Genomic DNA, 13,194 nt, shown 5'->3' on the forward strand with positions numbered 1-13,194 from the left:
TAAATTTCTACTGCCTCGGGCTTTGTGATTTCTGTGGTCCGGTTTTAAAGTTTGGATACAAATAAAAAAGTCATCTCAGTATTGAGATGACTTTTGTGATCCCGACAGGATTCAAACCTGTAACCTTCTGATCCGTAGTCAGATGCTCTATTCAGTTGAGCCACGGGACCATTTCTTAAATGCGATGCAAAGGTACGCATATTTTTTAATACAGCAAAATTTTTTCGGATTTTTTTATCAGATTGTTTTGATTTTATTGAATATTGCCTTTATAATGCAGAAAAGATGATTTAAAACAATAAAATATGATGACTTGTTTGCTTAGTTTGCCAGACAATGAAATGTGTGGAGTGTGGATTTATGGAGTGTTATATATTAATAAGTGTTATATATTAATAATATTGTACCATTTACTTCATATTTGTTTTTTAATATAAAATTATGTTGAAAGTGTTTTTTGCTTTTTTAGTTATGTGGTATACATACTAAAATGGTGTTCCTTCTTTGTTGTAATTTATAGCTTCTATTGATTCGCCTTGCCGTATTATGGAAGAGCGGAATTGGATAAATTATGGTATATGATATTTTTTTTAAAGAAATATTCTTGAAAATTTGCACGTATAAGAAAAAAGTATTACCTTTGCAGCGCAAAAAGCGAGAAATGGTACCTTGGCCGATCGGTTAGGTAACGGTCTGCAAAACCGTGTAGAGCAGTTCGACTCTGCTAGGTACCTCTTAAAAGGCAACATTCATGTGAATGTTGCTTTTTTTATATATTTACGATTTGTTTGGTGCTGCCGAAATTTCTACTGCCCCATAAAAAGCTTTTTCTCTTTAGAATCGCAAAGCTCTACGGATACCCCCATTAAATTTCTACTGCCCCATGATGCCAATGTTGATTGTTACGTGTTGTAATTGTTTTTCGTTAAATATTTGAGTCTGTGAGAATCGTGCTAATTTAATTTTGCTGTATATAATAAGGTGTGGGGTATATAAAAGAAAAACCCTGACGCTTAAACGTACAGGGCTAATGAAAGGAGGAGTGGTACCACCAGGAATCGAACCGGGGACACAAGGATTTTCAGTCCTTTGCTCTACCAACTGAGCTATGGCACCATCGTTGTTCTTTTTTGCGATGCAAAGGTACGCAAAAGTTTTAAAATAAAAGATTCATTACGTGATAAAAGTATTCTTTTTAACTTATTTTTGGAAATTAGCTTATAAAAACGAATAAAACATGCATAATTGTGCAGAATACACCTTTATGCATGTTTTATTTTGCGTATTTATTGCATTAAAGCAGTTGTGCGCTGTGTGATGATTTTATTTGTTTAGCTGCACTTTTTCTGTATTATAAAGTGAAACCATAGCCTACTGTCAGCGAGAAACTGCGGTTGCATATGTTATCATCGTAATATTTATATGGGTTTTTCAGGCCGAACAAGTATCTCAGGTCGATGCTTATATTGTTGTATTCGTAGGCAACTCCTACAGGGATGCCGATGTCGAAACGTTTGAATATTCCGGTTGTGGTGTTGCTTGCCTCTCCTGATTGTTCCGCGTCAGGTATATATTGGCCGTTTTCAATAGTTCCGTTCTCGTAGTCACCGCTTCCTTTTGCCGACAGAAGGTATCCCGCCTGCACTCCGGCTTTTATCGAGAAGCCGCTGTTGCCGAAATAGCAGATGGCCATTACGGGTATTGTGAGATAGTGGAGTGTCTGCTTCGAATCGGTTATCTTGTTATAGTATTGCTCATTGCTATAAGTATAGTCTGAATATTTGGTGCCGTACATCGCGTAGAGCAGACCTGCGCTGAAGCCAAAGTCATTGTTTTTAAATCTGTGTCTTACCTCGGCTCCTGCCGTTATGCCAAATTTATATTTTGGCTTAAGCTCATCGCCCTGTCCGTTTCCTGCGTCAGTGAGGATTATGTCGTTGTTCATCTTAGATAAGGTGAGTCCGAACATAGGGAAAATCTTTGTTTCGCCTCCTGCTGTTTGTGCTGTTGAGTTTTGTGTCATCGTCAACAGCACGAGCATTATTATTACCAGTTTTTTCATGTTATTATGTTTTTTCTGATATAACGTTTTTTGCATTTTTTTATTGTTACTTTCCGTTCATATTTAAATATGTGCTTTCAGTCTATGAATATGTTGCTGTCTGTGTCCTTGTTTTGTTGATGTTGGCTGAAAAGTTTTTTGTAGAAACTCATCACTCGTCACATTCGCATGTAATTTGTTGATATTCAGTTGCTTGCGGTGTGATGAGTTGTCGTGCAAACTCATCACACAAAGATTTAGCCGTTCTTTTTTGTCCTGATTTTGGTTGATTTATGCCTGATGTGATGAGTTCGCATGACAACTCGTCACGCCATAATGCTTTGATTTGCAGTGCCTTATGCCGTGTTGTGACGAGTGATGAGTTTCTTCGAAAAACTTTTTTGTTCATTCATTCCGTTATGGATTTCTTTTCATCTTTCTTTTTGCTTTGTGTCGGATGCATGTCAATATCCGTCTGAAAGCATATCTTTTGCATCATGAAAGGCCTTGTTTTGTCATGTAAAAGCATGCCTTTCGAAAAGCTATTTGATGCCTTCTGCTGGGGCTTAACGTGATGGAGCATGCTGGTTATGTGATTAGATGCCATCACTGATCTTAGCTTTTGTGTTAGTCTTCAGTAGTAACTGTTTTAACAAAAAATGTTCAGACTGCCGGCAGCCTGAACATTCCTGTATGATGAATAATTTATTGTCTTAGTCTTTTAAGGGATTCCAGCCCTGAGCTTTCAGCTCAAACTCGTTGTTGTCGCGGCTTACGAGCATGTGGCCCAGTTCTTTCTTTGTGATATGCCCTATGAGCTTCACGTCTTTCATGTCCTCAATCTTCTCATGGTCGCCTATGGGCACGGTGAACAGCAGCTCGTAGTCTTCGCCGCCGTTGAGCGCACACGTAGTTACGTTCATGTTCATCTCCTCAGCCATCACAGCCGTCTGATAGTCAATGGGGATGTTCTTTTCGTAAATTCGGCACCCGCAGTTGCTCTGGTTGCAGATGTGCAGCAGTTCGCTGCTCAGTCCGTCGCTTATGTCCATCATGGCCGTGGGGTGTATGTTGCGCTCGCGCAGTGCTTGCAGAATGTCGCCTCTTGCCTCCGGCTTTAGCTGGCGCTGCAGCAGATATTCCTTTCCGGCAAAGTCAGGCTGAAAGTGGGCCAGCTCTTCGAGCGCACGCTTGTCGTTCTTCTTCCTTGCCTCGTTCACCTGCTGATAGTAGACGCTCTTTTCGCGCTCTAGCAGTTGCAGGCCCATGTATGCCGCGCCGAGGTCGCCGCTGACGCATATCAGGTCGGTGTCCTTAGCGCCGTTTCTGTATACGATATCCTCCTTTGCACATTCGCCGATGCACGTTATGCTTATGGCCAGTCCGGTGTACGACGACGTCGTGTCGCCGCCCACAATGTCTACGTTCCATTTTTCGCAGGCCATGCGCAGGCCGCTGTAGAACATCTCCATGTCCTCAACCGTGAAGCGTTTGCTCAGCGCAATGCTTACAATGAGCTGGCGCGGTGTGCCGTTCATGGCGAATATGTCGCTTATGTTCACCATTGCCGACTTGTAGCCAAGGTGCTGCAGGTCGATGTATGTAAGGTCGAAGTGGACGCCTTCCATAAGCATGTCTGTCGTAACGAGCACTTCCTTGTCGGGATAGTGCATCACGGCGCAGTCGTCGCCTACGCCGTATATTGTCGATTCGTTTTTGGGGGCATGTCCGTCTGTGAGGTGACGGATAAGTCCGAATTCGCCAAGTTTCGCAATGTCTGTCATTCTGCTTTTAGTTTTTTCTTTGTTATATTTCGATTTAAGGAGCTAAGAATACGCCTTTAGGCAACATTCTTAACTCCTTGTATCCTATAATCCGGCCGGCACAGGTTATGCACGGTTGATCATCTCTCTCATTATTTCAGTCATCAGCGGCTGAGCCTTGTTGGCTGCAATCTGCACCTCCTCATGGCTTACCTCAACCGGTGTGTCCTCGAGTCCGAGGTCGGTGATGATGCTTATACCGAATGTCTTTATGCCGCAGTGATGTGCCACGATAACCTCAGGCACCGTGCTCATGCCTACGGCGTCTCCGCCAAGGCGGTGATACATCTTATATTCTGCCGGAGTCTCAAACGTAGGACCCTGCACGCCCACATAAACGCCGTGAACCACGCGTATGCCCTTTTCGGCGGCAATGGCGTCGGCCTCTGCTATGAGCTTCTTGTCGTAAGTCTCGTGCATGTCTGGGAAGCGCGGGCCTGTGGGGAAGTTCTTTCCGCGCAGCGGATGCTCCGGGAAGAAGTTGATGTGGTCTGTGATTATCATCAGGTCGCCGATCTTGAACTCAGGGTTCATGCCTCCCGAAGCGTTGCTTACGAAGAGAGTCTTTATGCCGAGTTCGTACATTATGCGTATCGGGAACGTAACTTCCTTCATGTTGTAGCCTTCATAATAGTGGAAGCGTCCTTCCATAGCCATTATGTCAACGTTGCCGAGCTTGCCGAAAATCAGTTTGCCGGCGTGTCCCTCTACTGTAGAAACGGGGAAGTTAGGTATTTCAGAGTAAGGAAACTCGTAGCTGTCAGTGATTTCTGAAGCTAATTGTCCTAGGCCTGTTCCCAGAATTATTGCCGTTTTTGGGCTTGTTGTCATCCTTTGCTTTAGCCAGGATGCTGTTTCTTGAATTTTTTCGTACATAACCAATTATTTTTTCGTTAAATTCCTCTTCCTGACCGAGCATGAACTTTATCCTTATGGGCAGCATGTATAGATTTTGCCTTACCTCTTCAGAAAGTCCGTCCATTCCGGCCAGTCTCGAGTTGTCTTTTTCTGTAGTGATTATTATTTTGGGCGACGGCATCTTGTCGAACGCCTCGTTTATCCGTTCAATGTCCCTTCCGGTAAACTGATGGTGGTCGCCGAATGTCAGCGGCACAACGTTGCCGGCGTAAGGCTTCAGGTCGTAAATCATCTGTTTTGGCGACGCTATGCCTGTGAGCAGCAACACGTTCTCCTTATTCTTTCTGATGCTGTCGAGCGTCTTTGTCCTGCTGCCGAACACGGCCTTAAGGTCTTCATACTCGAGAGTGGAGAAGAACAGCTGCTGATATGGAAACAGGTTCATTGCCTTTATTATCACGCGATACTCCATGGGCTTTAGGTCCTTGGGGCATTTTGTTATAATAACGATGTCGGCCCTTGCCTTTCCGCTTAGCGGTTCGCGCAGTCGGCCGGCAGGCAGCAGCTTGTCGTAGATGATGAGCCTGTGATAGTCAACGAGCAGAATGTTGATTCCCGGTTTGACATATCTGTGCTGAAAGGCGTCGTCGAGCAGTATCACGTCGGTGTCTTTCGTCTCTTCGTCGCCGGTTATGCGGTCAATGCCGTGACATCTGTTTTTGTCTACAGCCACGTATATGTCCTTGAATTTCTGCTTCATCTGGTAGGGCTCGTCGCCAATCTTTCTCATCTCAGTGTCGTCCTTAGCCAACACGTAGCCCTTGCTCTTGCGCTTGTATCCGCGGCTCAGCACGGCCACCTTGCCCTTGTCTTTGAGCAGGCGGATGAGATATTCCACGTGGGGCGTCTTGCCCGAGCCGCCCACGGTGATGTTTCCTACCGATATTACCGGAATGTCGAAGCTGCGGCTTTTAAGAATGCCGAGCTCAAAAAGCTGGTTGCGCAGCCTTACGCCCAGGCCGTAGAGCCAGCTCAGCGGAAGCATCCATTCGTTTATCTTTATAAAGTCGCCTTCCATTCCTTTACTGAATTCATTATATTGTTTGTCGTTATATGCAGCAGGCGCGCCGGCAGCTGTGCCTGTGGCGCCTGCTTTGTTTATCTGATGTTAAGTATGAACGGCACACGTGCCTGCACGGCGTTCTGTCTGTTCATGCTTCTGATGAGCATGAACGGCTCGTAGTATTCGCCAAGTGTGAGGCGCAGCTGATTGTCGATGTAGCTGCCCTGCGATGCCTTGTTGAGCAGTTGCTCCATCCAGTCGCTTTTTCCGGGATAAGGAGCCGTGTGATATTCCTTCAGGTTAGCCAGACTTGCAGCCTTTGCCACAGCCTCGTTGAGGCCTCCGAGCTGGTCTACCAGCTTATGCTTGTATGCATCCTGTCCGAGCCATACATGGCCCTGAGCCACTTTCTCTACCTGTGCAATGCTCAGCTTGCGGCCTTCTGCCACACGTGAGCGGAACAGCTTGTAGCCGCGGTCGATATAGTTCTCGATGTATGCCATCTCCTCTTCGTTGAAAGGACGTGCAGGCGTGCCCAGACCGCTGTTCTTGTTGGTCTTCACCTCGTCGAACTTAACGCCGAGTTTCTGCGTGAGCAGTCCGCTGAAGTCGGGGAACATGCCGAATATGCCGATGCTGCCGGTCAGTGTTGTGGGCTCAGCCACAATCCAGTTGGCGCCGCTGCTGATATAGTAGCCGCCCGATGCAGCCATGCCGCCCATAGACACAACCACGGGTTTCTTCTTTTTCAGCATTTCAACATAGTGCCATATCTGTTCTGAGGCATAAGCGCTTCCGCCTCCCGAGTTGATGCGCAGCACCACGGCCTTTACGTTATCGTCGTCGGCCAGAGCCTGCAGGTCTTCGCAAACCTTCTTGCCCACGATGTTGTGGCCTTGGCTCATCATGCCAGTCTCCTCGCTGTCAACAATGTTTCCGTAAGCATAGTATACAGCAATCTCGTCTCCTTTGCTGCTGTTGTCAGCCAGAAGCTTCATCTCTGCCAGTCCTGCCGTGTTGATGTTGTCGTCGGCATCCTTTTTCATGAGCTTGTTTATTTCGGCCTTTATGCCGTCAGTGTATATAAGCTTGTCCACCATCTTGCGCTTGACAAACTCTTTCGGATCGTCGAAGGTTATCAGTCTGTCGGCATATGCGTTAAGCGAGTCGACGCTGATCTTTCTGCTTTCAGACACATCCTTGCAGATGGTCTGCCATATTCCGCTAATATAAGCCGTAACCTGTTCGCGGTTGGCGTCGCTCATCTTGTCGGCAGTGAACATTTCGGGAGCGCTCTTGTATGTGCCCACTTTAGCCAGCTGCATCTTAACGCCAAACTTTGCCAGCATGTCTTTAAGGAATATCGGCTGCGAAGCCAGACCATGCCAGTCTATCTGTCCGCTCGGATTCAGGAATATTTTGTCGGCAACCGATGCGATATAGTAGGTGCCCTGTGTGTATACGTCGCCGTAAGCCACAATCCATTTTCCGCTCTTCTTGAAGTCTTTCAGCGCGTTGCGTATGGCCTGCATCGACGCATAAGAGTCGGCGCCGAACATTCCTGCCTCAATATATATACCTTTAATCTTGTCGTTGTTCTTGGCTTTTTTAATGGCATCGAGTATGTCGTCGAGTCCCATGTTTCCAACCGTACTTCCGCTCAGCTGGTCCATGATGCTTTCTTCAGAGCGTTCGTTGAGCACTCCCGACAGGTTGAGCACCATTACCGTGTTGTCGCTCACGTCCTTTGCCGAACTTTCAGAGGCAATCATGCCTGCGATACACATCACTCCGAGCACGCCTGTTAGCAGGGTGAAAACTATCAAGCCGACAACCGTGGCGGCCATGTATTTAAAAAAGTCCTTCATAAAATATGCTTTACGTTTAAAAATTTCAGAAAAATGTTTTTATTCAATGTCGTGAGGCATGCTCCATGGCGGAATATGTTGCGCCGTGTGCCGCATTGCCACTTACCAACTGCAAATATAAGCAATTTTATTTTATTTTGTCTGAAAACGTATGCAAAGTTTGACAGAATCGTCAAATATTATTATTTTCGCACTGATGAAACGAGCTGTTATTATAGGTGCTTCTTCGGGCATAGGGCGCGAAGTTAGCAAGATATTGCTGGCAGAAGGCTGGATTATCGGCATTGCCGCAAGGCGTGAAGACAAGTTGCTTGAGATTAAAGAGCTTAATCCTGCCATGGTGGAGGTGTGCGCCATGGACGTTACCGACAAGGAGGCGCCGCGCAGGTTGCTCGACCTTGTGGGGCGCATGGGCGGAGTGAATCTTTTTGTCTACTGCTCAGGTGTAGGACATCAGAATCCGCGGCTTGACGCAGACACCGAGCTTGACACGGTAGGCGTCAACGTGTTCGGATTTACGCAGATGGTCGACACGATGTTTAACTATATGGCTGACAATCTTGGCGGCGACATAGCCGTGGTGTCTTCAATAGCCGGCACAAAGGGACTTGGCGCGGCGCCGTCGTACAGCGCGTCGAAGGCATATCAGAACACTTATATCCAGGCGCTCGAACAGTTGTCCAACATGCGCCGTCTGCATATAAGATTTACTGACATCAGGCCGGGATTTGTCGACACCCCGCTGCTGTCGGGCAGCGGCAGCTATCCAATGCTGATGGACAAGACGTACGTTGCACGTGAGATAGTGAAGGCCGTAACGGCCCACAGGCATGTTAAGATTATCGACTGGCGCTACAGCATTCTCGTGTTCTTCTGGCGGCTGATACCGCGCAGGTTGTGGCGGAGGATGGATGTCACCAACAAGAAATTATAATTAGTCATGAAGTTTTCTCAGCAGATATTGACAGTAGTGTTTGCCCTTATGGCCTTTACTGCCAGCGCAGGAGCGTCGGGCGGCAGCTTTCCCGACGGAACGGACATTCCGGCATGGTTTAACGATACGTCGCGTATAGACATTGATACACTCGGACGCAAGTATGTCATCACGTCCTATGGCGTGAAAAACGACTCGACTCTGTTGCAGACAGAGGCAATACAGCGCGTCATCGACCTTGCTGCTGCAGAGGGCGGGGGAGTGATAGTGGTGCCCGAAGGCACGTTTCTCAGTGGTTCGCTGTTTTTCAAGCAGGGCACTCATTTGCATATTTGCCGTGGCGGAGTGATTAAAGGGGTTGATGCAATAAAATATTATCCGCTAGTCAAGACTCGAATGGAGGGGCAGACGCTCAACTATTTTGCAGCTCTGATAAACGCCGATGGGTTAAACGGCTTCACCATCACTGGCCCGGGAACGATAAACGGCAACGGACTGCGCTTCTGGGAGGAGTTTTGGATCAGGCGGAAGTTTAATCCCGACTGCACCAATCTTGAGGCTCTGCGTCCGCGTCTTGTATATCTGTCGCATTGCACTAACGTTCAGGTGCAGGACGTAAGACTGATAAACAGTGCTTTCTGGACAAATCATCTTTACCGCTGTCACCATGTTAAATACATCGGGTGCTATATCTTTGCGCCTACTTCGGGCGTAAAGGCGCCAAGCAGCGACGCCGTTGACATAGACAACTGTCACGACATACTGATAAGCGGATGCTATATGAGCGTAAACGACGATGCCGTAGTGCTGAAGGGAGGCAAGGGAACGTTTGCCGATAAAGACCCTGACAATGGTCCTAACTATAACGTCATCGTGCAGGACTGCACTTATGGCAAGGTGCACGGCTGCCTGACGCTCGGCAGCGAGAGCCTGCACAACCGCAACATCGTTATGCGACGCTGCATATTCAATGATGCCAACCGTGTTCTGTGGCTAAAGATGCGCCCCGACACGCCGCAACATTATGAGTATGTAAGCCTTGAAACGTTGAGCGGACGTTGCGGAAGTTTCCTTGTCGTTCGTCCTTGGACACAATTCTATAAGCCCGAACAGCGCGACGACATGCCGATGTCTGTTTGCAACAATATATCAGTAAGCAATGTTGACGCTACGTGTGACAACTTTTTTGACGTAGGAATGTCAGATAAATACCGGCTGACAGACTTCTCGTTTGTCAACTGCAATATCACTGACAGCGCCAATTCTTTTGATAAAAGCGTGATAGAAAATACCAGGATAAAGAATCTTGTTATAAACGGAAAAAAGCAGAAATGACGTCTGGCTTATTTCGTTATGTTGAAATACAACATGTAAGTAGTTAACCGAAATTGCTTACATGTTGATTTTGTATAACCTCACAGAATCGCGTTGCTCAAAAAGATAAAATATTTTCGGCTGAAAATTACGGCTTTTTGTGTGCAGCCGTAATGTCCTGAATAGCTATGTGTTATGAGAGATTTCCGATAAATGTGCATCGCTTATGTCTTAAAACTGCCGTAATTTAAGGCTTTTCGGCCTTATGAATAAGTGTGTTTTGTATTGTAAAAGCATAGCTTTGGCAATGTAAAAGACTAGCTTTTGAAATACAAGTGCATGTCTTTTGCAGTGAAATCCTTGTTTTGTTGCCGTTTTGATGCCTGTATGTGCCGCCTGAATTTCTATTTCATTAAATTTTACTGACATTTTCTTTATGTCATAATGTCGCCTGTTAGACAATAATTCAAGCATTTTGAATGTTCGTCAGGCGGCATGTCTTGTAGCTGGATATAAGTCAGAAACGGCATAAGTTGAAAATATCGTGTGCATAAAGATATATTCAGAGATAATCTCTGTGGTATTGACGGCAAAACACCTTTGCCTTTTTTCTAACGGCTGCGCCTTCCGTGTAGCGTAATTTTAAAGCACGTTATACATATTTATATATAAGGACATATGGGCTTGTCTCTTCTTTGTGGTTTTCTTGGCAGTGTGTCATCAATGTGTTATGACTGACACGTTTGTCATACACTGACAACCAAAGACTGACATTTTGGCTTTTGGCACGCTTTTCGCTATTGTGTTTGCGGATGCTCAAAGCATCGGTAATATAAAACGTATAAATAACAGTTTAAATATAAAGATTATGAACATTAAACCATTAGCAGACAGAGTGCTGGTACTTCCTGCACCGGCAGAAGAGAAAATCGGTGGTATCATTATTCCTGATACAGCAAAAGAAAAACCTTTGCACGGCACTATCGTTGCTGCTGGCACAGGCACTAAGGATGAGGAAATGATTCTTAAAGAAGGTGATGAGGTTCTTTACGGCAAGTATTCAGGCACAGAGCTTGAGTATGACGGCGTTAAGTATCTTATGATGCGCCAGAGCGACGTTCTCGCTGTTATAGTAAAATAATATATTCAGATCAATAATTTAAAAACAACCCTATGAGGCCACCGGCACGCAGGTAGGCATTATGACTACGGACAATGTGCCCTAAATGTGGCCTTCATATAAAAATAAAATCATCATGGCTAAAGAAATAAAATTCGATACAGACGCCCGCGAACTCTTGAAGAGAGGCGTTGACCAGTTGGCAAATGCAGTGAAAGTAACACTCGGTCCTAAAGGCCGCAACGTTGTTATTGAGAAAAAATTCGGTGCTCCGCAGATAACAAAAGACGGTGTAACCGTAGCAAAGGAAGTTGAGCTTGAGGACCGCTTTGAGAACACAGGCGCACAGCTTGTTAAGAGCGTTGCAAGCAAGACTGGCGACGATGCAGGTGACGGTACAACAACAGCAACAATCCTTACACAGGCTATTGTTACTGAAGGACTGAAGAACGTTACAGCAGGTGCAAACCCGATGGACCTGAAGCGTGGTATAGACAAGGCCGTTGCTGCCGTTGTTGAATATATCAAGAACAACGCTGAGAAGGTTGACGACAACTATGACAAGATTGAGCAGGTTGCTACTGTCAGCGCAAACAACGATCCTGAAATAGGTAAACTGCTGGCTGACGCTATGCGTAAGGTTTCTAAGGACGGCGTTATCACTATCGAGGAGAGCAAGAGCCGCGACACACACATCGGTGTTGTTGAGGGTATGCAGTTCGACCGTGGTTATCTGAGCGGATATTTCGTAACAGACGCTGACAAGATGGAGTGTGTAATGGAGAATCCTTACATCCTTATCTACGACAAGAAGATCAGCAACCTGAAAGATTTCTTGCCTATCCTGCAGCCTGCAGCTGAGAGCGGACGTCCGTTGCTCGTTATTGCAGAAGATGTTGACTCAGAGGCTCTTACAACATTGGTTGTAAACCGTCTGCGCAGCAACCTGAAGATTTGTGCTGTTAAGGCTCCTGGCTTTGGCGACCGCCGCAAGGCTATGCTCGAGGATATCGCTGTACTGACAGGCGGACTCGTAATCAGCGAGGACAAGGGCTTGAAGCTTGAGCAGGCTACTCTCGAAATGCTTGGTACTTGCGACAAGATCGTAGTTTCTAAGGACAACACAACTATCGTAAACGGTGCAGGCGAGAAGCAGCTCATAGCTGACCGCGTTGCTCAGATAAAGAACGAGATAGCAAACACAACAAGCAGCTACGACAAAGAGAAACTGCAGGAGCGTCTGGCTAAGTTGGCAGGTGGTGTGGCAGTGCTCTACGTTGGTGCAAACAGCGAGGTTGAGATGAAAGAGAAGAAAGACCGCGTTGACGATGCTCTCTGCGCTACACGTGCAGCTATCGAGGAAGGTGTTGTTGCCGGAGGTGGTACAACATACATCCGCGCTCTTGAAGGTCTGAAGAACCTGAAGGGTGACAACGCAGACGAGCAGACAGGTATCAACATCGTTGAGCGTGCAATCGAGGAGCCTCTCCGTCAGATTGTTGCCAACGCAGGCGGCGAAGGTGCTGTTGTTGTTCAGAAGGTTAAGGAAGGCGAAGGCGACTTCGGTTACAACGCACGTACAGATGTTTATGAGGATATGCGTAAGGCCGGTGTCATCGATCCTGCCAAGGTTGCCCGCGTAGCTCTTGAGAACGCAGCTTCAATAGCAGGCATGTTCCTCACAACAGAGTGCCTGATCGTTGACAAACCTGAGGATAAGCCTCAGATGCCTATGGGCGCTCCCGGAATGGGCGGAATGATGTAATTTGTAAACTACAAATAACAAAATGGGAGGCTGCTTAACGGGCAGCCTCTTTTTTTTGCGGTATAGATGTTTTTTTGCGCAATTTTTTTTGAAAATGTTTTGTCACGAATTATAAAATGTCTATATTTGCATGTCAACAGATAGATACGTTATGGATAAAGATCCTAAAGTAGATATTTTTTTGATTTGTTTTAGTAGATTAGTTTTTAAGTAGTTTGTTTTTTGAAAATCGCTTGTCGTGAGGACATGCGATTTTTTTTATGTCCTTACGTTTGTCAAAAATAAACACCATTATTTCATATTGTCTTTGATTTTGCTTATCTTTGCACCGAATGTTATTCGGCTATAGCATCTTAGCCCCGTTTGTTGAGGCTGCGTGATGGTTGTCGGGCAAGTTTTCGCCGTTGG

The 13,194-nt window shown here is 46.1% G+C and carries 9 protein-coding genes and 3 tRNA genes; 5 read left to right on the forward strand and 7 right to left on the reverse strand.

The window, feature by feature from the left end; genetic code table 11:
* Positions 1–96: 96 nt before the first annotated feature.
* A tRNA-Arg gene (locus ACU52_RS06030) sits at positions 97–170 on the reverse strand.
* Between the two features lie 493 nt (positions 171–663).
* Here ACU52_RS06030 and ACU52_RS15045 point away from each other — a divergent pair.
* Positions 664–734, forward strand: a tRNA-Cys gene (locus tag ACU52_RS15045).
* Positions 735–1,043: 309 nt separating this feature from the next.
* On the opposite strand, the gene ACU52_RS06035 is transcribed toward ACU52_RS15045, so the two are convergent.
* From ACU52_RS06035 to sppA, 6 genes are all read right to left on the reverse strand, one after another.
* Positions 1,044–1,116: transfer RNA gene (locus ACU52_RS06035), tRNA-Phe, on the reverse strand.
* Positions 1,117–1,351: 235 nt separating this feature from the next.
* Positions 1,352–2,062 (reverse strand): porin family protein, encoded by a 711-nt coding sequence (locus ACU52_RS06040; RefSeq protein WP_053398125.1) that lies wholly within the window; start codon positions 2,060–2,062, stop codon positions 1,352–1,354.
* Positions 2,063–2,754: 692 nt separating this feature from the next.
* Positions 2,755–3,825: a thiamine-phosphate kinase gene (gene thiL / locus ACU52_RS06045; protein ID WP_021854020.1), complete on the reverse strand. Its 1,071-nt coding sequence runs from the start codon at positions 3,823–3,825 to the stop codon at positions 2,755–2,757.
* A gap of 105 nt (positions 3,826–3,930) precedes the next feature.
* Complete coding sequence (locus ACU52_RS06050) at positions 3,931–4,740, reverse strand: purine-nucleoside phosphorylase (RefSeq protein ID WP_082335186.1); 810 nt, start codon at positions 4,738–4,740, stop codon at positions 3,931–3,933.
* Entirely contained in the window at positions 4,625–5,800 is a 1,176-nt protein-coding gene (gene lpxK, locus ACU52_RS06055; protein ID WP_021854018.1) for a tetraacyldisaccharide 4'-kinase, read from the reverse strand. The genes ACU52_RS06050 and lpxK overlap by 116 nt, the downstream gene beginning before the upstream one ends.
* A gap of 80 nt (positions 5,801–5,880) precedes the next feature.
* A complete protein-coding gene (gene sppA / locus ACU52_RS06060; RefSeq protein ID WP_053398127.1) occupies positions 5,881–7,653 on the reverse strand; it encodes a signal peptide peptidase SppA in 1,773 nt (590 codons plus the stop codon).
* A 196-nt stretch (positions 7,654–7,849) separates the two neighbouring features.
* Between sppA and ACU52_RS06065 the strand changes: the two genes are divergently transcribed.
* The 4 genes from ACU52_RS06065 to groL all read left to right on the forward strand — a co-directional run bounded on the left by ACU52_RS06065 (position 7,850) and on the right by groL (position 12,786).
* Positions 7,850–8,587, forward strand: coding sequence for an SDR family NAD(P)-dependent oxidoreductase (locus ACU52_RS06065; RefSeq protein ID WP_053398128.1), 738 nt, complete (start codon positions 7,850–7,852; stop codon positions 8,585–8,587).
* A 6-nt stretch (positions 8,588–8,593) separates the two neighbouring features.
* On the forward strand, positions 8,594–9,922 hold the full coding sequence (locus tag ACU52_RS06070) for a rhamnogalacturonidase (RefSeq protein WP_053398129.1): 1,329 nt from the start codon (positions 8,594–8,596) through the stop codon (positions 9,920–9,922).
* Between the two features lie 847 nt (positions 9,923–10,769).
* Positions 10,770–11,042 carry a co-chaperone GroES gene (locus ACU52_RS06080; protein WP_021854014.1) on the forward strand — a complete coding sequence of 91 codons (273 nt, stop codon included), beginning with the start codon at positions 10,770–10,772 and terminating at the stop codon, positions 11,040–11,042.
* Between the two features lie 115 nt (positions 11,043–11,157).
* A complete protein-coding gene (groL, locus tag ACU52_RS06085; RefSeq protein WP_021854013.1) occupies positions 11,158–12,786 on the forward strand; it encodes a chaperonin GroEL in 1,629 nt (542 codons plus the stop codon).
* The last annotated feature ends 408 nt before the right edge of the window (positions 12,787–13,194 follow it).

The sequence above is a fragment of the Xylanibacter rarus genome (genome assembly GCF_001275135.1).
GTDB lineage: Bacteria > Bacteroidota > Bacteroidia > Bacteroidales > Bacteroidaceae > Prevotella > Prevotella rara.

What these genes read in the sequence shown, in the direction of transcription:
- ACU52_RS06040 (WP_053398125.1), bottom strand. Translation starts at nt 2,062, where the DNA reads ATGAAAAAACTGGTAATAATAATGCTCGTGCTGTTGACGATGACACAA.
- thiL (WP_021854020.1), bottom strand. Translation starts at nt 3,825, where the DNA reads ATGACAGACATTGCGAAACTTGGCGAATTCGGACTTATCCGTCACCTC.
- ACU52_RS06050 (WP_082335186.1), bottom strand. Translation starts at nt 4,740, where the DNA reads ATGTACGAAAAAATTCAAGAAACAGCATCCTGGCTAAAGCAAAGGATG.
- lpxK (WP_021854018.1), bottom strand. Translation starts at nt 5,800, where the DNA reads ATGGAAGGCGACTTTATAAAGATAAACGAATGGATGCTTCCGCTGAGC.
- sppA (WP_053398127.1), bottom strand. Translation starts at nt 7,653, where the DNA reads ATGAAGGACTTTTTTAAATACATGGCCGCCACGGTTGTCGGCTTGATA.
- ACU52_RS06065 (WP_053398128.1), top strand. Translation starts at nt 7,850, where the DNA reads ATGAAACGAGCTGTTATTATAGGTGCTTCTTCGGGCATAGGGCGCGAA.
- ACU52_RS06070 (WP_053398129.1), top strand. Translation starts at nt 8,594, where the DNA reads ATGAAGTTTTCTCAGCAGATATTGACAGTAGTGTTTGCCCTTATGGCC.
- ACU52_RS06080 (WP_021854014.1), top strand. Translation starts at nt 10,770, where the DNA reads ATGAACATTAAACCATTAGCAGACAGAGTGCTGGTACTTCCTGCACCG.
- groL (WP_021854013.1), top strand. Translation starts at nt 11,158, where the DNA reads ATGGCTAAAGAAATAAAATTCGATACAGACGCCCGCGAACTCTTGAAG.